Source organism: Glaciibacter superstes DSM 21135 (assembly GCF_000421145.1).
In the GTDB taxonomy this organism is placed as follows: Bacteria; Actinomycetota; Actinomycetes; order Actinomycetales; family Microbacteriaceae; genus Cryobacterium; species Cryobacterium superstes.
In genome coordinates this window covers 12,510-32,968 of sequence record NZ_ATWH01000009.1, presented here as the reverse complement: position 1 = coordinate 32,968, position 20,459 = coordinate 12,510, and the positions used below count along the sequence as shown (strand labels likewise).

Annotated in this window: 21 protein-coding genes and 2 pseudogenes; 17 read left to right on the top strand and 6 right to left on the bottom strand. The window is 62.7% G+C overall.

The features are described 5' to 3' along the window. Window positions 1-33: 33 nt before the first annotated feature. Window positions 34-189: a hypothetical protein gene (locus K323_RS29830; RefSeq protein ID WP_022885764.1), complete on the bottom strand. Its 156-nt coding sequence runs from the start codon at window positions 187-189 to the stop codon at window positions 34-36. A 190-nt stretch (window positions 190-379) separates the two neighbouring features. On the opposite strand from K323_RS29830, the gene K323_RS0113245 reads away from it, so the two are divergent. The 5 genes from K323_RS0113245 to K323_RS0113225 all read left to right on the top strand — a co-directional run bounded on the left by K323_RS0113245 (window position 380) and on the right by K323_RS0113225 (window position 6,031). After that, complete coding sequence (locus K323_RS0113245) at window positions 380-1,693, top strand: UDP-glucose dehydrogenase family protein (protein WP_022885763.1); 1,314 nt, start codon at window positions 380-382, stop codon at window positions 1,691-1,693. Window positions 1,694-1,822: 129 nt separating this feature from the next. Then, window positions 1,823-2,365, top strand: a complete 543-nt coding sequence (locus K323_RS0113240; protein ID WP_022885762.1) for a hypothetical protein — start codon at window positions 1,823-1,825, stop codon at window positions 2,363-2,365. Beyond that, complete coding sequence (locus K323_RS0113235) at window positions 2,362-2,952, top strand: hypothetical protein (RefSeq protein WP_022885761.1); 591 nt, start codon at window positions 2,362-2,364, stop codon at window positions 2,950-2,952. Before K323_RS0113240 ends, K323_RS0113235 begins: the two co-directional genes overlap by 4 nt. Before the next feature lie 330 nt (window positions 2,953-3,282). Beyond that, a complete protein-coding gene (locus K323_RS0113230; protein WP_022885760.1) occupies window positions 3,283-4,617 on the top strand; it encodes a hypothetical protein in 1,335 nt (444 codons plus the stop codon). A 184-nt stretch (window positions 4,618-4,801) separates the two neighbouring features. After that, window positions 4,802-6,031: a glycosyl hydrolase family 28-related protein gene (locus tag K323_RS0113225; protein ID WP_022885759.1), complete on the top strand. Its 1,230-nt coding sequence runs from the start codon at window positions 4,802-4,804 to the stop codon at window positions 6,029-6,031. Between the two features lie 57 nt (window positions 6,032-6,088). Here K323_RS0113225 and K323_RS25990 read toward each other — a convergent pair whose 3' ends face one another. Next, a complete protein-coding gene (locus K323_RS25990; RefSeq protein ID WP_022885758.1) occupies window positions 6,089-8,134 on the bottom strand; it encodes an acyltransferase family protein in 2,046 nt (681 codons plus the stop codon). 69 nt (window positions 8,135-8,203) lie between these two features. Then, window positions 8,204-8,890: an SGNH/GDSL hydrolase family protein gene (locus K323_RS0113215; RefSeq protein ID WP_157509437.1), complete on the bottom strand. Its 687-nt coding sequence runs from the start codon at window positions 8,888-8,890 to the stop codon at window positions 8,204-8,206. Between the two features lie 77 nt (window positions 8,891-8,967). Here K323_RS0113215 and K323_RS0113210 point away from each other — a divergent pair, with 77 nt between their 5' ends. Together K323_RS0113210 and K323_RS0113205 are read left to right on the top strand one after the other, a co-directional pair. Beyond that, window positions 8,968-9,234 carry a hypothetical protein gene (locus tag K323_RS0113210; RefSeq protein ID WP_022885756.1) on the top strand — a complete coding sequence of 89 codons (267 nt, stop codon included), beginning with the start codon at window positions 8,968-8,970 and terminating at the stop codon, window positions 9,232-9,234. A 46-nt stretch (window positions 9,235-9,280) separates the two neighbouring features. Then, on the top strand, window positions 9,281-9,595 hold the full coding sequence (locus K323_RS0113205; RefSeq protein WP_022885755.1) for a hypothetical protein: 315 nt from the start codon (window positions 9,281-9,283) through the stop codon (window positions 9,593-9,595). Window positions 9,596-9,780: 185 nt separating this feature from the next. Here the strand turns inward: K323_RS0113205 and K323_RS0113200 are convergent, their stop codons facing one another. Next, the gene (locus K323_RS0113200; protein ID WP_157509436.1) at window positions 9,781-10,143 is read right to left on the bottom strand and encodes an Abi family protein; all 363 of its coding nucleotides are present in this window, start codon (window positions 10,141-10,143) and stop codon (window positions 9,781-9,783) included. 143 nt (window positions 10,144-10,286) lie between these two features. On the opposite strand from K323_RS0113200, the pseudogene K323_RS28510 reads away from it, so the two are divergent. The 10 genes and pseudogenes from K323_RS28510 to K323_RS0113150 all read left to right on the top strand — a co-directional run. After that, window positions 10,287-11,056, top strand: a pseudogene (locus tag K323_RS28510) (IS256 family transposase); the annotation flags it as partial. Window positions 11,057-11,185: 129 nt separating this feature from the next. Beyond that, window positions 11,186-12,388 (top strand): tyrosine-type recombinase/integrase, encoded by a 1,203-nt coding sequence (locus tag K323_RS0113190; RefSeq protein ID WP_022885753.1) that lies wholly within the window; start codon window positions 11,186-11,188, stop codon window positions 12,386-12,388. Beyond that, a complete protein-coding gene (locus K323_RS30480) occupies window positions 12,388-13,185 on the top strand; it encodes a tyrosine-type recombinase/integrase (RefSeq protein ID WP_022885752.1) in 798 nt (265 codons plus the stop codon). Before K323_RS0113190 ends, K323_RS30480 begins: the two co-directional genes overlap by 1 nt. Further along, window positions 13,130-14,272 (top strand): annotated as a pseudogene (locus K323_RS25975) (putative PEP-binding protein); the annotation flags it as partial. The gene K323_RS30480 and the pseudogene K323_RS25975, both read left to right, overlap by 56 nt. A gap of 159 nt (window positions 14,273-14,431) precedes the next feature. Next, a complete protein-coding gene (locus tag K323_RS25970) occupies window positions 14,432-15,145 on the top strand; it encodes an ATP-binding cassette domain-containing protein (protein ID WP_022885750.1) in 714 nt (237 codons plus the stop codon). Next, window positions 15,142-15,597, top strand: a complete 456-nt coding sequence (gene rbsD / locus K323_RS0113170) for a D-ribose pyranase (protein ID WP_022885749.1) — start codon at window positions 15,142-15,144, stop codon at window positions 15,595-15,597. The genes K323_RS25970 and rbsD overlap by 4 nt, the downstream gene beginning before the upstream one ends. 84 nt (window positions 15,598-15,681) lie before the next feature. Then, the gene (deoC, locus tag K323_RS0113165; protein ID WP_022885748.1) at window positions 15,682-16,395 is read left to right on the top strand and encodes a deoxyribose-phosphate aldolase; all 714 of its coding nucleotides are present in this window, start codon (window positions 15,682-15,684) and stop codon (window positions 16,393-16,395) included. 127 nt (window positions 16,396-16,522) lie between these two features. Further along, window positions 16,523-17,251, top strand: coding sequence for a GntR family transcriptional regulator (locus tag K323_RS0113160; protein WP_022885747.1), 729 nt, complete (start codon window positions 16,523-16,525; stop codon window positions 17,249-17,251). Between the two features lie 186 nt (window positions 17,252-17,437). Further along, entirely contained in the window at window positions 17,438-18,274 is an 837-nt protein-coding gene (locus tag K323_RS25965; RefSeq protein ID WP_022885746.1) for an IclR family transcriptional regulator, read from the top strand. Then, a complete protein-coding gene (locus K323_RS0113150) occupies window positions 18,271-19,308 on the top strand; it encodes a Gfo/Idh/MocA family protein (RefSeq protein ID WP_084697295.1) in 1,038 nt (345 codons plus the stop codon). Before K323_RS25965 ends, K323_RS0113150 begins: the two co-directional genes overlap by 4 nt. 14 nt (window positions 19,309-19,322) lie before the next feature. Here the strand turns inward: K323_RS0113150 and K323_RS0113145 are convergent, their stop codons facing one another. Next, on the bottom strand, window positions 19,323-20,072 hold the full coding sequence (locus K323_RS0113145) for an MBL fold metallo-hydrolase (RefSeq protein WP_022885744.1): 750 nt from the start codon (window positions 20,070-20,072) through the stop codon (window positions 19,323-19,325). Continuing rightward, on the bottom strand, window positions 20,069-20,458 hold the full coding sequence (locus K323_RS0113140; RefSeq protein WP_022885743.1) for a RidA family protein: 390 nt from the start codon (window positions 20,456-20,458) through the stop codon (window positions 20,069-20,071). The genes K323_RS0113145 and K323_RS0113140 overlap by 4 nt, the downstream gene beginning before the upstream one ends. Window position 20,459: the final 1 nt, after the last annotated feature.

Below are 20,459 nucleotides of genomic sequence, written 5' to 3'. Positions count from 1 at the left end.
CCCGGATTGAACGCGAGTGAAGGCGAATGCCTGCTAGAGACCCATAGTGGAGATGCCGATGATTCCGATCACTGCGGCAATCGCGGCTCCGCCGAGAAGTGAGTACTGAAGCCACTTGGAGCTACGACCTCGATTGAGGAGCTTCTTGTGCCCGGACTGCTGGGCACGGATCTGGCTTGGTGACGGCATTTGGTTATTCTATCCCGCGTAAGAGGGTCGACCAACGTTCTACCGGTGTGGTGTGAGGGTGAAATTCCCCGTCAATACGCCTGAGTTGGGAGAGGATCCGCCCCAAACTGGGTGCATCTGGGCGCGAACGAGGCATGCACGAGGAGCGTTCAGGCGGTCACCGGTAGGCTCGACGGGTGGAGAAGAGCGCATGAAGATTTCCGTAATCGGCTGTGGCTATCTAGGCGCGGTGCACGCTTCGTCGATGGCTGAGCTTGGGCACGAAGTCGTCGGAATCGACGTCGATTCTTCGAAGATCGCCCTTCTGTCTGAAGGCAAGGCCACCTTTTTCGAGCCCGGGCTCACCGAGGTGCTGTCGTCAGCCCTGGCAGGTGGCCGGCTGCGCTTCAGCAGTGACATCGCGGACGCTGCTGGCGCCGAGGTGCACTTCATCGCAGTCGGAACTCCGCAGACCATCGGCAGCTACGCCGCCGACCTCACCTACGTTGACGCGGCGGTCACGTCTCTATTGCCGTACCTGTCTGCCGGCGACCTCGTTGTTGGCAAGAGCACGGTTCCGGTGGGAACCGCCGCCCGTCTCGCTGAGCTGATCGCGACATCCGGCAGCGGTGCGTCGCTGGCATGGAACCCGGAGTTCTTGCGCGAGGGCTTTGCGGTGAACGACACCATCCATCCAGACCGCCTGGTCTACGGTGTGCCGGCTGGTGAGGCGGGCGAGCGGGCAACCGCCCAGCTCAACGAAATTTACGCGACGGCCATCGAGGCGGGAACGCCGGTGGTGGTCACCGACTACGCCACGGCGGAGCTGGTGAAGGTGTCGGCGAACGCGTTTCTCGCCACGAAAATCAGCTTCATCAACGCGATGGCTGAGATCGCCGAGGTCACCGGTGCCGACGTGACCCAGCTGGCCGATGCCATCGGATTCGACGATCGGATCGGGCGACGTTTCCTGAATGCCGGCGTTGGGTTCGGGGGCGGGTGTCTGCCAAAGGACATCCGTGCGTTCACTGCTCGGGCTGAGGAATTGGGCCGGGGGGAGTCGGTGGCGTTCCTTAAGGAGGTTGACGCGATCAACCTGCGCCGGCGTCAGCGCGTTGTCGATTTGGTTGTCTCGGCTCTGGACGGACAGCTCTACAACTCACGGGTCGCGGTTCTGGGTTTGAGCTTCAAGCCACACTCCGATGATGTGCGAGATTCACCGGCGCTCGACGTGGCGGTGCAGCTGTACGGGTTGGGTGCGTCCGTCGTGGCGACGGACCCGCAGGGGATCGAGAATGCGCGCGGGCGGCACCCGCAGTTGGAGTACACAGCGTCGGTCGAGGACGCGTTGCGTGATGCGTCCGTTGTGGTGCTGGTGACCGAGTGGCCGGAGTTCACGGAGATCGACCCGGTGTGGGCGCGAACTCTGGTGAAGACGCCGACGATCATCGATGCTCGTAACACCCTCGACCCCGTTGCCTGGCGCGCTGCCGGGTGGACGTACGTGGGGCTGGGGCGACCGTAGGCGATCCGCGGAGGCGCGTTCTCAGCGTCCGCCACCAGGGCCGCTCGTGGGGCGGGTCAGCGCAAGGAATAGCAGTGGTAAGCACTATCGTGCATATCAGGACACGTGTTCAGGGCAACGGAGGTGACCATGAGTATTCCAATAGAGATCGATGATGCGATCGTCCTCCTTCTGGGAGCGAAAGCCGAAGGTGTGCCACCTGGCGAGATCAAGGGCGTGACTCGGTTGGAGAAGTTGATCTTCCTCCTCGAAAAGGAAACGTCCAGCAACAGTTGGCTGGACGAGGGCGCCGACTTTGAGGCCTACAACTTCGGACCGTTTTCCCAGAAGGTTTACCAGGCGGTCGACAAGCTCAGTGTCGCAGGACTGGTCACGGATTCCGGCTCACCAGCGGCTGACGAATCGGACACATGGGAGGAACGGAACAGGATCGACGACCTCGTCCCCGACCCGTACACAACCCGCGATTTCGAGTTGACTGAGCGAGGTTGGCGGTACTTCAGTGCCGTAAAGGCTGAGCTCCCACCAGGGGCACTCGACGAACTGGAAACCTTCAAAGAGCGCTTTGTGTCGCTCCCTCTCCGGCAGTTGGTGCGGTACGTCTATCAGCGCTACGACGAGTTCACGAAGAACTCGGTCATCAGGGACGACATCCTCGGAATTCGCCGGTGATAGTGGCGGCCCTGCCAGCCCATCCCGATCCGGTATGGGGCCTCGGATTGGGGGCGACCGTGTTCCTGATCGCATCCGGTGCCGTGTGGGGAAGCGTGCACCTCCGCGAGAACGCTCACGACAACTGGGCCCGGAAAGTGGACGTAGCCTTCGCTGGACTGCAGGAACGGGCGACCGATATTTTCGAGGAGTTGCGGAACGCAATTGACGCGGTAGTGCCGCCCGCGGGTGCCCCTTTCGACCCGAAGACGGTGGTTGCGGATCCGGCGCCGGTAGGCAAGCTTGCGAAGTACGCGGTCAAGGTCTTGAAGGAGCGGATGCGAATCCGTCGCCAGTTCAAAACGTTCTTGGTGATCTGCAGCATAGCCAAATGGCTCTCTTTCGTGTTCGCGGGTGCCGTTTTCATCTCCACGGCCCTGTACTTCTTCCAGTACGCGAACACCCTCCTCTGGCAGACCGCCAGTTGGATCGCCGCCTCAATATTCGGCCTGGGCGTGGTTGTCGTGATCCTCTACTCCGGCATCGAAGGCCGGCTCCAACAGTCATACGAACATTCCGGGTCGACCCTTGAGATGGGCGCGACGTGATTGCCTACCTCGAACAGGACCTCGCGTTTCAAACGGAAGGCGAATCACGGATGATGCCGACGCTTGTCGACTTTCTTAGGAAACGCCATTGGGTGCGATCCGACTCGCGGCTTGCCCGCGAGCTTCCGGTCAACGGTCGACGTGTGGATCTCGCGGTGTTGACCAGAAGTCGGGTTGCGTCCGCCTTTGAACTGAAGATCGGAGGGTTCAGTAGAGTCCTAGAACAAGCTGTCTATAACCGTATGACCTTCGACCGTTCATGGGTTGTCGTTTCTGGTGAGCCACGCGCGACCAACGCTGCTGAGGCTGCTACGTATGGAGTCGGCGTGATTGTTATCTCAGCAGGCCATCCCAGAGTGCTCGCGCGCCCTGGGCCACCGATCTTCGATCGACATGCTCGCCTGCGCGTTCTGGCCAAATTCGAAGGATTGTGAGGCTCGGTTGACGAATCTATTTGAGCACTATCTGAGTTACGGGTCCACCGACCAGCAAACGATGCGCGACTTGGCCGCGGACTTTGATGGGCTCGTGGTCCCCGGCACGATCGCCGCGTTCCAGGCGGAAGGCACCAGGGGTTTCGTCCTCAGCCTTTCCGCCAGATCCTCAGACCCCTACATGATCGACTCGCGGTTCCCCTTGTTCCAGAACCAGCTGCGATCTCCGAAGAAGGCGCACTTAATGCTGGCCGATGTGCTCGGTGTGCCGGAACTTGTCCACTCGAACCAACTTCCCACGCCGAGCGACTTCACGGACTCTCTCATCGATACAGTCGCCCAGCGCTGGATCGAATTTAACGTCGGCTTCGACGACGTCAAATTGAAGACTTTCGACAAGTACGCTGCGCGCCTGAACGAACCGGTCCTGCCCGAGAATCGTCAGGGGCCGTTGGCAATTCTCCCGCCCTACACAATGGTTGGCGACCGGGGCGACGGCTGGGCAAGCGTCTCGGACCGCCTGTGGGAGGCGTCGATGGCCTATGCCACCTCGAATGCCGTATCGATTCCGTTGCGCAGGGTCATTGCTGCCACCTCGGCAGGGATGTGGGACGACATTGCCGCGACAGTGAAGCATCACGAATTGATCGCCTGGATCAGCGACCTTGAGGAATTCCGCCCCGAGTCCGCGGTTGAGTTATATGCGTACGGGCAGGCGATTCAACGTGCCACCGATCGCGGTCAACGTGTTTTCGCGTTATATGGCGGTTTCTTCTCTGTGCTCCTAGCTCGCTACGGGCTCGTCGGCTCGTCTCATGGCATTGGATTTGGGGAACATCGTGACTACGTCGAACTACCGACTTCGGGCGCCCCGCCGGCCCGTTACTACGTTCCGCGTCTACACAAGTACGTACCGGTCGACATCGCCCAGATTTTGTGGTTGCAGTTTCCGCAGCTGATGGCCTGCGAGTGCGAAGAATGTCGTACGAACGCCCCCGCGTCCCTCGACTATCACGCGCTGATGCGGCACTCGGTGCGGGCGCGGAGCCGTGAGATCGCGGAATGGGCGACCCTGCCAACATCGGATGTCGTAGATCGGCTTGGGCGCGATTTCGCCGACTTCCAGGAGGCTGTTTCGCGCCTCGTGGCGCCATTGAACGTGACGAAGCGCGCTGACGATATGTACGGTCACCTGCAGATGTGGGCGGGGATTCTCCAAAATTTGGGTTAGCGCCATCGCGTACTCGGACGAGTTCGTGCCGGTGCTGCAGGTCGCCGCGATCGATCCGCATCCACTACCGCGCCGCTCCCTGTGACCGCAGGGTCGAACTGTGGGCGCCCCGACGTCATGTTTCAGCGCATTGGCGAGTTCGTAGCAACAACCTGCCACGGTTGCAACGCAGGTCGCGACCAAGATGGACAAGGCAGTCCTGCCTACTTACGTCAAGAACTTCGGCGCGGCAGGCGACGGGACCACGGACGATACCGCAGCCGTGCAGGCCGCGATCAACGCGGCTGGCGCTGGCGGTCGGGTTGTCTTCTCGAAGGGTGACTACAAGCTTGGGCCGATCACCACCCTTGCTCACCAGACCCTTGAGGGCGTCACCCAGTTCATCGGCACGGGCGGTTCGCCGTCAACGCGGCTGAAGTTCGCTGGCCTCACAGGGGCGCAGGTTGGCATCTCACCTGGCGACAACAGCACCTTCAACAACCTCCTGATCTCCGGGCCCGGTTACGACGTTGGGTCAACCACCGGCGTGAAGACTGCGACCGGCTCACCCCGCTTCAACTGCGGTTTCTACCACTGGGTGTTCGGCGTGCACATCACCGGGGCGTTCTACACCGTATTCGAGAACTGCGAATGGTCGTACAATGCCTTCGCCGTTCACGTCGTGAACTGCTACAACGTGACCGTCCTGGCTCCCCGCCTCAACTGTACGAACGCTGGACTGTCTGCGTTCGGCACCCGGTTCTCGGGTGGCGCCCGCGCCCTAAACATATTCGGTGGTTCGATCGAGAACTATGGCACGGGCGGTGCGGTTTCGCTTCAGGCGATGCAGGCCGTCAACATGTTTGGGATCTACTTCGAGTCGTCGCATGCTGCGGCTGGCGCCTGGGGGCTCGTGGCGAACGCCAGGGACAAAGTCTCGATCACCATCCAAGGCTGCTTCATCTACCTGACCAATACGAACCGATTTCTGGACGTCGCAGGGTCCACGAACGTCACTCTGGTGGCACAGGGAAACCGCTTCATTTGCCCGACGTCGTCCACGACGACACCGATCGCCTACGTTCTGGGGACCACGGCCACGTCCCGCGACGTGACGTTGGCTGGTGACGATTGGTCGGAGGTCTTGAAAGGGGACTACAGCGACAATGTGGGGCTGATCACCGCGGGTGGGATTCCGCACGTGAACATCCGGCACCCGCGAGGGTACGACGCCTCGTTCTCTGCCAAGGAGTTCTTCGGCCGGGACATCGTCGTAGACAACGCGCACACCATCCGATCCGGTGCCGGCCTGACCGCGGTTCGGCCTCTCGCGACTGCCGTACTCAAAGGTGCCCAGTGGTACGACGAGACCCTGCAGAAGCCGATCTGGTCGAACGGCGGTGTGTGGAAGGACGCAGCTGGCACGACCGTTTAGCTCGCCACAAGAAGATCGCCCCTCACCAACGCTTGTCGTTGGTGAGGGGCTGCTTCTCTATTTGCTACCGAGGTCGAGCGCCTGCGCAATCGCCGCCGACAGCGCTCTGCTGAACTCAACCGTCAAGTGGTGCGAGTCGCGGTATACGAGGAGATTGCCGATCACTGCGGGGCAGGAAGCGTCGTTGCAGAGGTACCGGGTGAGGTCGACATGGGTGGCGCCGGTAGCCGTAGACGCTGCGCGTTCTGCATCCCGTGAAGCGGGGTGAAGCACGGTTGACGGGTCGGCGCTGCACAGGTCCGCCTGATCAAGTCTCGACGACAAGCAGACCGGGATGCTTTCACCCATGTCAGGGGTGTCCGCGAGGATCACGGCTCGGGTGCCAGAGGGCATGGCTTCGATAGTGTCGATGAGGCCGGTTCCCCATTCGCGTTGGAACGCTGCGGCGTCGACGTCTGGCTTGCCGTAGTTGGCGAGTATCACTGTCGATGGTTCGCTGATTGCGATCCGGTCGATTACGGCCTGCCGCCATTGCGAGCAAGCGGCGTAGTTCACACCGTGGATCTCGCGTGTCAGGGAAACTGACGGGCAGGAACTTTTCGTGTTCGTGTCGAGGCGGATCTGTCCAGCGTCTGCGAGCGGCTGGAGGGCGGCGAACCATTGCTCGGCATGAGAGTCGCCGAAGAGGAACACAAGGGGCGCGTTAGGGTTTTCGCCGAACTGGCAACCTGAGGCGTCGACTGATGCGCTGTCGCGGTGGCACCCGTTGTCGTACAGGACCGAGACGCTGCCCGATGCTGCTCGCAGGGATGGTTCAACGTTTGAGGGTACGTGACCGGTCCCTGGTGGCATGGTGGCCAGCGCTACTGGCGGGACAGATTGCCCAGAGTTCAGAGGGAGACGGTTGCTGATCACCAGCGCACCTGCCGCCAGGGCAATCACAACGGCGGAGCCAATCAGTGCAGCGACCAGGGACCTGCGAGGGCGAGCCCGCGTGAGGACCGGCATCCGGAGGAATGGTTTCTCCACGAACCGGTGCAGAAGGTAGGCGACAGGAATGCTGACCGCGCCGAGCGCAAGCGTCAGCCACAGGGGCAAAGGGCGGGATTCTCCGGCGGCGGCCTGAGGAATGATCAGGAGGGGCCAGTGGACGAGGTACAGCGAGTACGAGATCGCCCCGAGCGATTGCATGGGGCGAACGCTGAGGATGCGCGTTAGGGCAGCGTTTGGCCGTTGGTGTCCGCCGATGATGATCACCGCCGTCGCGAGAACTGGGAATAATGCGTTGAATCCGGGGAAGAGGGTGCCGGACGAGAACAGCACGGCGCTTCCGAGCAGGCCAGCGACGCCCGCCCATGCGAGTGCGGGCGTCCACGGGGCTTTGAGCCACGCCGGTGCTGCGCGGAGGAGGAACGCGACCAGTCCGCCGACTCCGAGTTCCCACGCCCGCGTGGGCAGTGAGAAGAACGCCCACGGTTGCAATACCTGCGTGAGGATGAGGCAGAGGACGAACGACGCCACGACCATCGTGGCAACGACCCACTGGAGTCGACGTTCGGAGCGGCGCACCAGGAGGTAGCCGAGCCAGATCAGCAGTGGCCAGAAGATGTAGAACTGCTCCTCGACGCCGAGGGACCAGTAGTGCTGGAAGACCGACGGTGTTGTCTCGGCGAGGTAGTCAGTTCCGTTCGACGCGAACAGCATATTCGGCACGTAGAATGCGGTTGCGATTGCATCGCGCACCACCGCCCGCATCTGCAGCGGCGGCACCCAGATCAGAGCTGCAACGATGGTCGCCGCAGCAACGAACAAGGACGCAGGCAGGATGCGCCGGGCGCGCTTCGCATAGAACTCACCGAAGTTGATCCGGGAATCACGCGCGAGGGACTCGAGCAGGTGGGTGGTGATGAGGAAGCCGGAGATCACGAAGAACGCGTCGACTCCAACGTATCCGCCTGATAGCACGCTGACGCCGGAGTGGTAGAGCAGAACCAGACCGACGGCGATCGCGCGCAGGCCCTGGAGGTCGGATCGAAAGCTGAGCTTCCGAGTGAGCGGGCGCGCGCGCGTAGCTGCTTGTGTTTTTCGCGTGGCCGTAGTCATGATCCCCCGTTGTCCTCTGAAAGCTAACAGACGCCTGCGGCACGCCACTAATCAACGGTGCGGCGGGGCCTACAACTGCTCGGCGACGCGCGTCGCATAGTCCGCGTGGCCTGCCGGGGTCATATGCAACTGGTCGGGGCCGAACTCGAGCTGCCAATCGATAGTCGAAATATACTCACGGTCGGCAGCCGCGGCAGCGGCACGCATGATCTCGTCAACGGCGTCCGACCCTGGCCGCTGGATGGAGCCTGCGGGACCGATCAGGACGACCCGCTCAACGGATTGTGTGTCGGACAGGACTTCGCGGAGCGCCTCGCGAATGTCGGCGGCAGGCTTGCCCGCGTCGTTGATGCCAGCCTGGATGATCAGGGTTGACGCTCCACCGGCCATCGCTGGCCCGACGCGCTCTGCGATCTGGTCATCACCGCAGTAGCCGCCGTTCACGAAACCGGTGCCGCCCATCGCGACAAGGTCGGTGCGCCACCCTTGCGATTTTCCAAGCCGGTATGACCACGCGTCGGAACGATCCGCAAGAAGATCCCCCGCTGCATAGGAGTCGCCAACGATGGCGACCGTTGGAGTTCCCTCGGAAGCGGTGACCACTTCACCCATCTCGGAGCGGTCCGCAGTGACACGGGCGCATGCTTGAGCCCTTCCCGCATCCACTCGGGCAGTCTGGACGGCCACGAGTCCACCCGCGGCGACTGCAATGGCGAGAACGCTCACAGCACCCCAGACAGCCCGTTTTTTCTTCACCCGGCCACCCTATGCGGGGAACGCCACAAAGCAACTCAGGTTGTGCCATCAACTGTCACGCTTCCCGAGAGGAAATCATGCAAGGCGAATTCACCGCGACGGCCGTCGACTTCGGTCACGGGGTCACCGGCGAGTTGCGGGAGTGGGACGGCGAATTGCGCGGGCTCGCCTACACGCACCCGCGATCCGACACAGGAAAGCCATGTGAGGGCTGGGTGCCAACGCACGCCGCCGACTACTCATGGACGGTCGAATCACGAGAACCGCTGGCGCTCTCCCCGTCGCTCCTGTGCAGGACTTGCGGGCACCACGGCTTCGTGCGCGGCGAGTGGGTGCCGGCCTAGGTTCCGTACCATCCGCTGTCACACATCCTTTCGCTAACGTGAGGGCATGACGCCGCAGCCGAGAGGGATCATCCCACCAGGTGACCTCGACCGGTTGTTGCGTGCCCAAGCGTTGGTGAAGGAAGCGCAGGCAGTGTTCGAGCTCGCCGTCACGCAGGCACTCGAAGCTGGCGGTTCAGTTCGGGAAGTGCACGAGTCCACCGGCCTGTCAGCGACCACCATGCAGAAGTACGGTCACGCGAACGGTTGGCCCTCGCCGGCACGCCGTGCGCACCTGGATGCGGACAAGATCGCCACGGCCGAGTTCAGTGCACGCCTCGACGCGGTGGAGCGGATTCTCCGGAGTCTCGGGGAAGCCTGACCGCACCTGTCAGACCTGACTGAACCCAGATTGAACCCGAGCAACAGTCAACCGCCTCAGTGACCGCGGTGTTGCGGAACCGGGGTTGCTCTTAAAGCCGGCTTCGAGACACGGCCTCGCAAGCAGCGAAAAGTTGCGGAATTGAGGGAGCGGGCAGCGTGTGTTGCCGCAGAGGCACAAACACTCTACGGCGTTGATTTCCAGAGAGCCAGTTCTTCCCAACCCGAGGGGAATCCCATGCTGACGTTGGGCGCAATGAGTTGGGTTCCGTCTGAAGCAAGAAGTGTAAGATCGAATTTCCTGATCTGGGTCTTGAAAGTCAGATGCCAGGTAGAGCCTGCGGAGTGCGAGCGGAGCATAAATGCCAGCGCGGCCGCGTAGATGTACAGCCGCTGATTCGGCTTGGGCGCTGCTGTGAAGCCGGGCTCCAAGAGATGACCGAGCAGGTCGCCGTTTGTCTCGTGCTTCTTGATCGATAGTGCTCGCTTGAAGGCCCGGTTGAAGAGACGCGAACCGTGGGCGCAGGTATTCCTGAAATCAACCATCATTCGGAGCATGGCACCGAATGGTCACGTCCCGTGGAGTGGTGTAAATCTCGGTAGTCGGAGCGTCGGATCGTCGACGTGGTGAGCCATCGTGCGATGGTCAGTGAGAACCGTTCAAAGTACTCACAGAAAGACACATACACACGATGGCTCTTGACCAGTCTGCCCTGCTTGATCTGCTCGGCCAACTCAAACTCACCGATGTCAGCGACCGGATTCGGGTCGCGACCGAGTCGCTCTATCAGGAGCTGATCGACGCGGAAGCGACCGCGTTCATCGGCGCCGGACCCTTCGAGAGGTCCGGCGATCGGACGACGCACCGCAACGGGACCCGCCCGAGGACTTTGACGACAACGGCCGGGGATCTCAATTTGAAGATCCCGAAACTGCGCCAGGGGTCGTTCTTCCCGGCGCTGTTGGAGCGCCGCCGCCGGGTCGACCAAGCCCTGTTCGCCGTCGTGATGGAGGCCTACCTGCACGGGGTGTCGACCCGGAAGGTCGATGACCTGGTCAAGGCGCTCGGTGCCGAGTCGGGGATATCCAAGTCCGAGGTGTCGAGGATCTGCGCCGATCTGGACACCGAGGTCGGTGCCTTCCGCGACCGGGACTTGGCCGCGATGGACTTCCCCTACGTGTTCCTCGACGCCACCTACTGCAAGGCGCGGGTGAACCACCGAGTGGTCTCTCAGGCGGTCGTCGTCGCCGTCGGGGTGGCCGCCGACGGGCGCCGCGAAGTCCTCGGCTTCGACGTCGGAGACAGCGAGAACGAAGCCTTCTGGACCGGATTCCTCCGGTCGCTGAAGACCCGCGGGCTCGGCGGGGTGAAGCTGGTCATCACCGATGCCCACACCGGGCTGAAGAAGGCCATCAGCACCGTCTTCCAGGGGCGTCCTGGCAGCGCTGCCGGGTGCATTATGCCGATGTCCGGATTATGCCGATGTCGCCGGTGGTGCCCTTATTCCATGCGGGTTTCGTGGAATTGATGTCGGCATAATCTGACCCACAGGGGGACGCTTGATTCTCATTCAAATGAGAGGAAAGCAAGATGCTCAAGGTTCTCAGATCGTTGATCGTGGGACCGTTGGAGGATTACGCTCCGGCGGTTGCGGAAGAATTAGCGCGAGTCGGTTACACATCCTCTTCGGCTGGTCAGCACATGGCGTTCGTCGCTCATCTAAGCCGGTGGATGGAGGGTGAGCATCACGCCGTCGAGGATCTGACGGACGTTGTGCTGGAGAAGTACTTCAACACTCGCCGGGCGGCGGGGTATGTGAACTATCGGACGATGAAAGCCGCGAGGCCTTTGTGTCGGGTATTGGCCACGCGCGGGGTCGTCGTCACCTTGAGGACGGTGCCCACTGCCTCGCAACTTCTCCTGGACCGCTTCGGCGAATATCTGACACGGGTGCGGGGCTTGGCTGCGGGGACGGTCACCGGTTACATCGGCCGAATACGCCCGTTGGTTGTCGCGCGGCTGGATACGGCCGCGGTCGGTTTTGATGGCTTGACGTCCATCGATGTTCACCGTTTCCTTGCGGAGAGGTGCGCCGGTGAGGCGGCATCGTCGGCGCAGTTGTGCGTCTCGGCGGTGCGCTCGTTTCTGGGTTTCCTGCACCTGGATGGCACTGCTCTATCTGTGTCGGCGGCGGCAGTTCCGTCGGCGGCAGGCTGGTCGCAGGCTGCTCTGCCCAAAGATCTGACCGCCGCCGCCCTGGCGGCTCTGCTGGCCGGCTGCGATCGGGATACCGCGGGCGGGCGCCGCGATTACGCGGTCATGTTGTTGTTGTGCCGGATTGGCATGCGCGCTGGCGAAGTCGCCGGACTCGAGCTGAGTGATCTGCACTGGAGCGCCGGAGAATTCGTGGTGCGCGGCAAGGGGAACCATCTGGCACGCCTGCCGCTTCCCACCGAGGTGGGCGAGGCGCTGGTGGAGTATTTGCGCTACGCCCGTCCTATCGGGAACCACCACACGGCAGTGTTTCTGGGGCACAAAGCACCCCATAACCCGATGAGTTCATCGGGACTCAGCTCCGCTGTCGCCCGCACGGCTCGGCGGGCGGGACTGGGCATGATCCACGCCCACCGGTTGCGCCACACGGCGGCGACACAGATGTTGCGCGGTGGGTCGTCGTTGGCGGAGGTCGGGTTGGTTCTTCGCCATCAACGCCAGCTGACGACGGCGATTTACGCCAAAGTCGACCGTGAAGCACTCCGGGGCATCACTCGCGCTTGGCCGGGTGCATTGTGATGGACACAAAGACAGGTGATGGTCTGCGGCTAGCGCTGGCGGAGTATCTGCAGACCCGTCGCGCGGTCGGATACACGCTGGCGCGCACTGAGAAGCTGCTGAACCAGTTCGTCGACTATCTCGTCGCATCGGACGCGGCCGGAATGAGTATGGCATCGGCGTTGTCCTGGGCAACCCTGCCCGAGAAATCGGACGGAAGTTGGCGCAACTACCGTCTTTCCGTCGTTCGCAGCTTCGCCCGCTATCTGAACATTTCGGACACCACGGTTGAAGTCCCGGTGATCGGCCTGCTGCCCTACAGCCCACCGCGGGCCACGCCGTATCTGTATTCGGCCGCCGAAATTACGGCGTTGATGGACGCCGCCTCGATCCTGTCCTGCCCGCAACGGCAGGGAACAATGGCAACTGTGGTTGGGCTGTTGGCGACCACGGGCATGCGGGTCGGCGAGGCCATCCGACTGGACGTGTCCGACATTGACCCGGATCGGCAGTTGCTGCGGATCCGCGACAGCAAATTCGGCAAGACCCGTGAGGTGCTGCTGCATCCCACGACCATCGCTGCGCTGGAAAAGTATCGCTCCGACCGTGCTCAGTGGCAGCCGACAAGTGAGTGCCCGGCCTTGTTTCTCTCGCTGGCCGGCACCCGGCTGTTGTATTGCAACGTCCACCACACCTTCCAACGGATGGTGGCCGAGGCGCGACTATCGGCACGGTCAGGCAAATGCCGACCACGGATCCACGAAATCCATCGTCGCGATCGTCGGCGCAACGGATGCTGCACGCCTAACCGACGGTGAAGAGGTCATCGTCGATGCCGCGAACAGCATCGTCATCACCACACCGAGCGAGGCGCAGATGGGCGATGCCACCACCCGCATAGCAACATGCGCCTTCGCCGCACAAGCTCCGATCGGCCCTGGCATCCTCCTTGACGGAACCGCCATCCCGCTCCTGGTCAACCTCGGAAACGCGGATGGTGCCGCCAGGGCGGTCGAACTTGGTGCTGAGGGTGTCGGGCTGTTCCGCACCGAGTTTCTGTTCCTTGGCTCTACGACGGCTCCCACAATCGCGCAACAGCAGGATCAGTACACCCGCATGCTCAATCAGTTCTCGTGTAAGAAGGTCGTGGTGCGCGTGTTGGATGCCGGTGCAGATAAGCCGCTCGCCTTCCTCAACGATGCAGAAGAAGAGAACCCGGCGCTCGGTCTGCTCGGTCTGCGCTCCCTCCGCGCCGCCGAAGATATCCTTCGCGACCAGCTCACCGCCCTTGCCAACGCGGCTGCCGCATCAGACGCTGACGTCTGGGTGATGGCACCAATGGTGTCAACTGTTGAGGAGACCGAATACTTCGTCCGACTCGCTCACGAGCTCGGGTTGAAGACGGCTGGCGTCATGGTCGAAGTCCCGTCCCTGGCGCTACTGGCCGACCGCGTCCTCCCACACACGGACTTCGTCTCCATCGGCACCAACGACCTTACTCAGTACACACTCGCCGCCGACCGAATGCTGGGCACCGTCGCCGGCTTTCAGGACCCGTGGCACCCCGCGGTATTGAAACTCGTCGGAGAGGTCGGCTCAGCCGGCGCAGCATTCGGCAAACCCGTGGGCATTTGCGGCGAAGCAGCGTCCGACCCGCTGCTCGCCGCCGTCCTCATCGGGCTCGGCGCGACCAGCCTGTCGATGTCTGCCTCCGCCCTGGCCGATGTGCGCGCGAACATCGCTCTCTATACCCTTCCCCAAACGCGAGACATGGCCGCAGCCGCCCTCGCCGCAGACGGGGCAGCATCCGCTCGCGCTGCGGCGACAAGCGCTGCAACGCATGCGCGTCAGACCCCAGCGAAGTCAGTGATCAACAAGGCAAGCGTCAGAGAACGAACCGAGTGACTACCCGCTGGTACTTCGGCACCCGGTACGTTTCCAACGCACGATCGACCGTTCCCGCGACACACTGACGAGTCGGCCGATCACGGCCTCGCAAGCTCGGTCGTTCCTCAACTGTCAAGCGAGTTTGCAACTGCCGGGTGCTGATCCTCGATTCTCGGAGTGGCCGGCCTGCCCGACTCTGGCCGAGTGGAACTGCTGCGCAACATTTTCGGGGCGGATGCCGCAGTGTCTGGGGCCGTTTCACTCGGGGGAGTGAACTATGAGAAGCGTTCACCGGCCCAGTCGATCAAGCGCGGGCTGGCCTACGTGCCGGGGGAGCGGCGCGCGCAGGGTCTGCTCAGCTCCATGAACGTTGGGGAGAACATCGGTGTGCTCTCGCTCGACAAGTTCTCGCGGTTCGGTTTCATCAACAAGTCCGCAATGCGGAGGGATGCCGAAGAGCGTTCGGCGGGCATGCGGGTGAAGTCCGCATCGTCTGCGCAAGACATCGTCAAGCTCTCCGGTGGCAACCAGCAGAAGGCAATCCTGGCCAGGTGGATGTCGATCGACCCGTCTGTGCTCGTGCTCGATGAGCCGACGCGCGGCGTCGATGTGGGAGCCAAGGCCGAGATCTACGAACAGCTCACCGGCCTCGCCGACGCGGGCGTCGGCATCCTGTGCTCGTCGTCAGACCTGCCGGAGCTGCTCGCCGTCACCGACCGCATCGCCGTCATGAGCGAGGGACACCTGGTGTCGATCATCGAGACGAAAGACGCCACCGAGGAATCGATCATGGCGCTGGCCACCGGGGCCACGGTCGCCGAGGTATCCGTTGTCGACATTGCCGAACCGTCACTTGACGAACCATTGCTAACAAAGGGGACTGCCGTATGAAGCGTCATGGAATCTTGAATGCCCAGCTCAGCGGGGCGCTCGCCACGCTCGGGCACACCGACCTCATCATGGTCGTCGACGCCGGATTTCCGATTCCGGCCACCGCAAACCGGGTCGACCTGGCCATCGCCGAGAACCTGCCAGACCTGCGTACCGTGCTCGATCTGATCGCCGCCGAGCTTGTGGTCGAGGGTGTCGTGCGTGCGGATGACGTGGTCACCAACAACCCGCGACTCGACGAGTACCTGCGGGGCCGGTTCGACGGCGCCGAGTTCACCACGCGCAGCCATGCAGACGTACTCGGGGAGCTGGCACGCCAGGCGAAGGTCATCGTGCGAACCGGCGCATTCGAGCCGTGGGGAAACGTGGGTCTCCTCTGCGGGGTCGACGTGCCGAAATGGTTCGGCGGAGCCGGCGTGATCGCGCCGCCGTACTACGCCGACAAGCTCTAGTTCCACTCAATTCTGTGCAGTTTCCAACACTGCGCAGTATCCAAGCTTTGCAGTATCCAACCGAAGAGAAAGAAGTCAACCACTGTGTCTGACCTGAAAACCGCCGTCAACTTCCGTGAGCTCGCGCCCGCGCAGCTTGCCCCATACATCCAGCACACCCGTATCGAGACCGGACTCACCCGCGATGACATGATCGCGCACGCCAAGGAGACCGTTGAGCACGGTTTCAACGCGGCGATGGTTCCCGGTTCGTGGGTCTCGCTGGTCGCGGCGGAGCTGGCCGGAACCGGCATCGAGATCGCGTCGGCCCTCGACTTTCCGACTGTGGGTGTCACGACGAGTGCCGGTAAGGCATTCGAGGCTGAGCAGCTGGTGAAGGCTGGCCCAACCCAGCTCGACATCGGAGTGCAGGTGGGCTGGCTGAAGAGCGGCATGCACGATGAGTTCCGCGAAGACATCGCCGGGGTCGTGCGTGCGGCCGGTGTGCCGGTCAAGGTCATGCTTGAGCTTCCATTGCTGACGGATGCTGAGAAAGAGCTCGCCGTTCAGCTCTCGCTCGAGGCTGGGGTCGCGTACCTCAAGAATGCGAGCAGTGGGCAGATCGAAACAGCGAACCCCACCAGCATCCGTTACCTGGTCGACCGCGCACCGGAAGGTGTGCTGGTGAAGGCGTCAGGTTCGATCAAGCACTATGAGCAGGCGCTGGGGCTGCTCGAGGCGGGTGCTGTGCTGCTCGGCACGAGTGCCGGTCTGTCGATCATCAGCAATTCAAGCGACGAGAACACGGCCAGCTACTAGTGGTCAGTCCTGTGGCCGGGAGCTACCGGCCGCAGGACGCACTACTCAGGACGCACTAGCCTGAGCAGGAGTCGCAAAGGAGAGAACCCTGCCTACCTTCGCATCAACAGAGAACGCCGGACGGGCCTTGAACCGGAACGCGGCCGTCGCCCTCCATTCGCAGATTTCGGACTGGATTCGAGCGCGAATCGCGTCGGGAGAGTGGCCGAGCAACTATCGCCTGCGCACCGAACCAGAGCTTGCGCTGGAGTTGGGCGTGAGCCGCGGCACGTTGCGCCGGGCGTTGACGACGCTTATTCGGGAAGGCCTGCTGAAGCAGGTGCAGGGGCGGGGCACGTTTGTGACGTCGACGCTGATTGAGCCGGCGATCGCGCAGAAGCTGAGCACGTTGTCTGAGGATTTCGCGAGCCAGGGGGTGGCGGTTGAGACGCGGGTGCTGTCGGCGGAGCTGATTGAGGCGCCGCGGCCGATCGCGAGTCTGCTCGATGTGGTGCCGGGGCAGAAGGTGTTGCGCTTGGCGCGGCTGCGGAGCACGTCGAATGGCGCGGTGGCCCTGCTGTTCAACTATGTGCGCACCGATCTGACGCCCGGGATTGAGAAGATCGATTTCGGGCTCAACAGCCTGTTCGGCACGCTGGAAGACCGGTATCAGCTGAAGATCGCTTCAGGGCGGCGTACCTTCACCGCTGAGGAGGCGTCTTCTGAGGTCGCGGCTGAGCTTGGTGTTGCTGTCGGCTCCCCTGTGCAGTACCTGGAGCAGGTGACGTATCTCGACGATGGTCGTCCGATCGAGTACTCCGACGTCTGGATCAACAGCAAGATGCTGCGGGTGACGTCGATGCTGGCGCGGCGCTGATCCAGGCGACCTGCCGACTTCGTCGTCGGCGAGCAACTCACGCCATCCTCGATCTGTTCCGTTGAACAGGAGTCGACCTGTCACCGACGTTGTCGAATACATCGGGGAAGCTGGTAGTTTGGAAGGGCATTCCATAACCTGCCCTGCTGCATTCGCCGGGCATGGTACTCGCGGAGGGACTGGTGGATGTCCGAAGATTCCAACTCGGAGGCTAAAAGGCGGGGTCCCGACGGCCTCCGAGCCGCCGACCGGGCCATGGCGCTCCTATTCGCCCTCGCGGTGCACCCGTCGGGATTGAGCCTGGCCGATCTCGCTCGAGAGACCGGAATGACGCTGACGACGGTGCATCGCATGGTTGGCACACTTCGCGCTCAGCGCCTTACTCGCGAAACCACCAACGGCCGCCAGGCCCTCGGCCCTGGCACCCTCATTCTGGCGCGCGGATTCCTCGGCGGTCTTGATTTCCGGGTCGAGGCGCTTCCCGTGCTCGTTGAGTTGAGGGAGGCGACGGATGAGGCGTGCCACCTGGGCACCCTCGCGAACCCGCACATCGTCTACGTCGACAAACTCGACAGCACGCGAACGGTTGGTGTGGTCACACGCATCGGGGCGACCGCGCCGGCAGTCACGACCTCGATCGGGCGAGCAATACTGGCCTACTCGCAATCATCGACGGTGGAGGCCGTGATCGAATCAACCCGGACTCAACTCGGATTTACTGTGGACGAGGCCGCGCTGCTCCGAGAGCTGGAGAGCGTGCGCCATCTCGGGTACAGCCGAGATCTCGGCGAAAGTGAACCATCGGTGACCAGTCTGGGTGCTCCAGTTTTCGACGAATCGGCTCACGTGATTGCCGCTATCAGCCTGTCTGTACCCACCGAGCGATTCGACGGTTCACGCTCGGAGGAACTTGGCCGCCTTGTGCGCATCTCCGCGGATCGTATATCGATGGCCCTCGGCTACGCGCCTGAGCTGAGTGCGAACGAAGCAGCGAACGTTGCAGGAGCGGCGGGAAAGAAATGACGGCCAGAGTCCGAGTCGTGGTGGCCGGTGCCGGACGATTCGGGAGCCTCCACGTGCGCACCTGGCGCGAAGCAGGGGCCGACGTCGTCGCTGTTGTCGATGCGGATGCCTCACGGGCTGCTGCGGTCGCGAGCCGGTTCGATATCGCGGTGTCCGGTGACGACCTCGCCCGCGTGCTCGCCGAAGCAAAGCCAGACGCGGTCGTCGTGGCCAGCGACGAATCCACGCACACCGTTGTCGCGAGAACTGCGATCGCTGCCGGTTGCCATGTATTCGTAGAAAAGCCCTTGGCGCTGTCTGGACGAGACGCCAAGGAAACCATTGATGCTGCGGAATCGCAGGGGCTGCACGTGATCGCCGGCCAGATCTCGCGGTTCGCACAACCGTACGTTTATCTCAAACAGGCAATCAGCTCTGGGCGCCTCGGCGAGCTGTGGACGGTTCGCCTCCGTCGCGACTTCACGCGTTCGTGGCTCAACGATTTCGGAAGCCGCGTTCATCCGGTGTGGGAGTCGTGTATCCACGACATCGACCTCGCGTTGTACCTCACCGGTGAGCAGCCTCAGCGTGTCTTCGCGGTTCAGACACGCCAGGGAACGGATGTTGTTCCGAGCGCGGTCAGTGTGCTTGTTGAGCTCTCCGGAGGCAAGACCGCAACCATCGAATCTGCCTGGAGCGTGCCAGACCGCGGCCCGCAATCACTGGCCGGTGCGCTCGATCTCAGCGGCACGATCGCCGGAGAGTGCGAGGTCATCGGGGAGGGAGGCACGGTGAAGCAACGCCTGCTGAGCGATGCCATCACCGAGTGGGGAGACAACGGCGTGATCGTGCCCGATCTGTCGCTCTGGCCAGAGCAAATGGGCCGGATCGGCGGAGCGCTGCGCGCGGAGGTCGACCATGCGATCAATGTCTTCTCCGGAACGCGAGGCAACGAAATCATGCCGCATCGTGAAGCTCTCTGGGGAGTTCAAATGGCGGAGGCCATCATCCGTTCTCTTGAAACGGGTTTACCGGAGAAGGTCGGGCAGTCCTGACGAATTGCAGTTCCTCATGGAAGCAGATTCGGAGGCGGCACCAGTCGGGCGAAGGATGCCGCAGCGGACGCGATGCCTCCAGACGCCTTCTCCAACACCGGCGGGCCATGACCGGCGAAGAGTTGATCGACTTCGAGCTCTGCCAGACCGATGACGGTGTCCGCGTATTCGTCGAGCCGGCAATCGGGGAGCGCTTGAATGCTTACTCTTCCTTCGGAGAAGATGACATCACCGCTGAACAACGCCCGACGGGACCCGATTTCCGTGTAGAAGACGAAATGCCCGTCACAGTGGCCGGGCGCACTGATTGCCGTCACGCGCAGACTGCCGACTCGAAGGGATTGGAAGTCGTCGATCGAATGGATCGTCGCAACGGGTTCGAGCGCATAGTCCGCCGGATAAATGCCGGCGGCGCGGGCGCGGGCGAGCTGGGTCACCGTCTCATCACCGGCTCGGAGGGCGGACGCGGTGAGGTCTCCTGCATATGCTCTAAGACCGTGCGCCGTTGCCGCAGCCACGCCGCCTGCATGGTCTCCGTGGTAGTGCGTCACGAGCAGACCCGTCAGTTGCTCGGGGCGCGCAACGTCATCGATGTTCGCGAGCCACGCGCCGGCACCGAGACCGGTGCCCGCGTCGACAAGGAATCCGTCGTTGCCATCCCAGACGAGATACTGGCAGCAGTCGAAGGCGCTCGTGAAGGCAGGACTGGATCTATCTGCGGTCCCCACGAGCCACACGGCGTCGCTGAGCGACACGGCAGTCATGGCTGATCGCTGCTGCGAACAGCCATAACGTCGATCTCCACCAGAATATTCGCCAGCCTGCTTCCGACGGTTGTCCGTACCGGATATGGCGCCGAGAACCTGCGGCCATATACCTCATTGAACCCAGGGAAGTCGCGGTCGGGGCGCTCGACATGCACAGTCGATTTCACCACGTCAGTGAGCGAAAGACCGACGAGGCCGAGAGCGGTCTCGACATTCGAAATCACCTGTTCGGTTTGGGCTTCAATGCCTTCCGGAACCATGCCGGTGGCAGGGTCCTGCGGCCCGAAGCCGGCAGTGACGACGAACGCACCACAATCCATCACGTGACTGTAGGGTCCGGCAGGTGCGGGAAGGGTGGAACTGACATGCGCGACTCTCGTCATT

Excerpts from the sequence above, each read along its gene's own strand:
- K323_RS0113210 (WP_022885756.1), top strand. The coding sequence starts at position 8,968 with ATGCAAGGCGAATTCACCGCGACGGCCGTCGACTTCGGTCACGGGGTC.
- K323_RS30480 (WP_022885752.1), top strand. The coding sequence starts at position 12,388 with ATGGACACAAAGACAGGTGATGGTCTGCGGCTAGCGCTGGCGGAGTAT.
- K323_RS0113190 (WP_022885753.1), top strand. The coding sequence starts at position 11,186 with ATGCTCAAGGTTCTCAGATCGTTGATCGTGGGACCGTTGGAGGATTAC.
- K323_RS0113225 (WP_022885759.1), top strand. The coding sequence starts at position 4,802 with ATGGACAAGGCAGTCCTGCCTACTTACGTCAAGAACTTCGGCGCGGCA.
- K323_RS0113200 (WP_157509436.1), bottom strand. The coding sequence starts at position 10,143 with ATGATGGTTGATTTCAGGAATACCTGCGCCCACGGTTCGCGTCTCTTC.
- K323_RS25965 (WP_022885746.1), top strand. The coding sequence starts at position 17,438 with ATGTCCGAAGATTCCAACTCGGAGGCTAAAAGGCGGGGTCCCGACGGC.
- K323_RS25990 (WP_022885758.1), bottom strand. The coding sequence starts at position 8,134 with ATGACTACGGCCACGCGAAAAACACAAGCAGCTACGCGCGCGCGCCCG.
- K323_RS0113205 (WP_022885755.1), top strand. The coding sequence starts at position 9,281 with ATGACGCCGCAGCCGAGAGGGATCATCCCACCAGGTGACCTCGACCGG.
- rbsD (WP_022885749.1), top strand. The coding sequence starts at position 15,142 with ATGAAGCGTCATGGAATCTTGAATGCCCAGCTCAGCGGGGCGCTCGCC.
- K323_RS0113145 (WP_022885744.1), bottom strand. The coding sequence starts at position 20,072 with ATGACTGCCGTGTCGCTCAGCGACGCCGTGTGGCTCGTGGGGACCGCA.
- K323_RS0113150 (WP_084697295.1), top strand. The coding sequence starts at position 18,271 with ATGACGGCCAGAGTCCGAGTCGTGGTGGCCGGTGCCGGACGATTCGGG.
- K323_RS0113140 (WP_022885743.1), bottom strand. The coding sequence starts at position 20,458 with ATGACGAGAGTCGCGCATGTCAGTTCCACCCTTCCCGCACCTGCCGGA.
- K323_RS0113240 (WP_022885762.1), top strand. The coding sequence starts at position 1,823 with ATGAGTATTCCAATAGAGATCGATGATGCGATCGTCCTCCTTCTGGGA.
- K323_RS0113245 (WP_022885763.1), top strand. The coding sequence starts at position 380 with ATGAAGATTTCCGTAATCGGCTGTGGCTATCTAGGCGCGGTGCACGCT.
- K323_RS29830 (WP_022885764.1), bottom strand. The coding sequence starts at position 189 with ATGCCGTCACCAAGCCAGATCCGTGCCCAGCAGTCCGGGCACAAGAAG.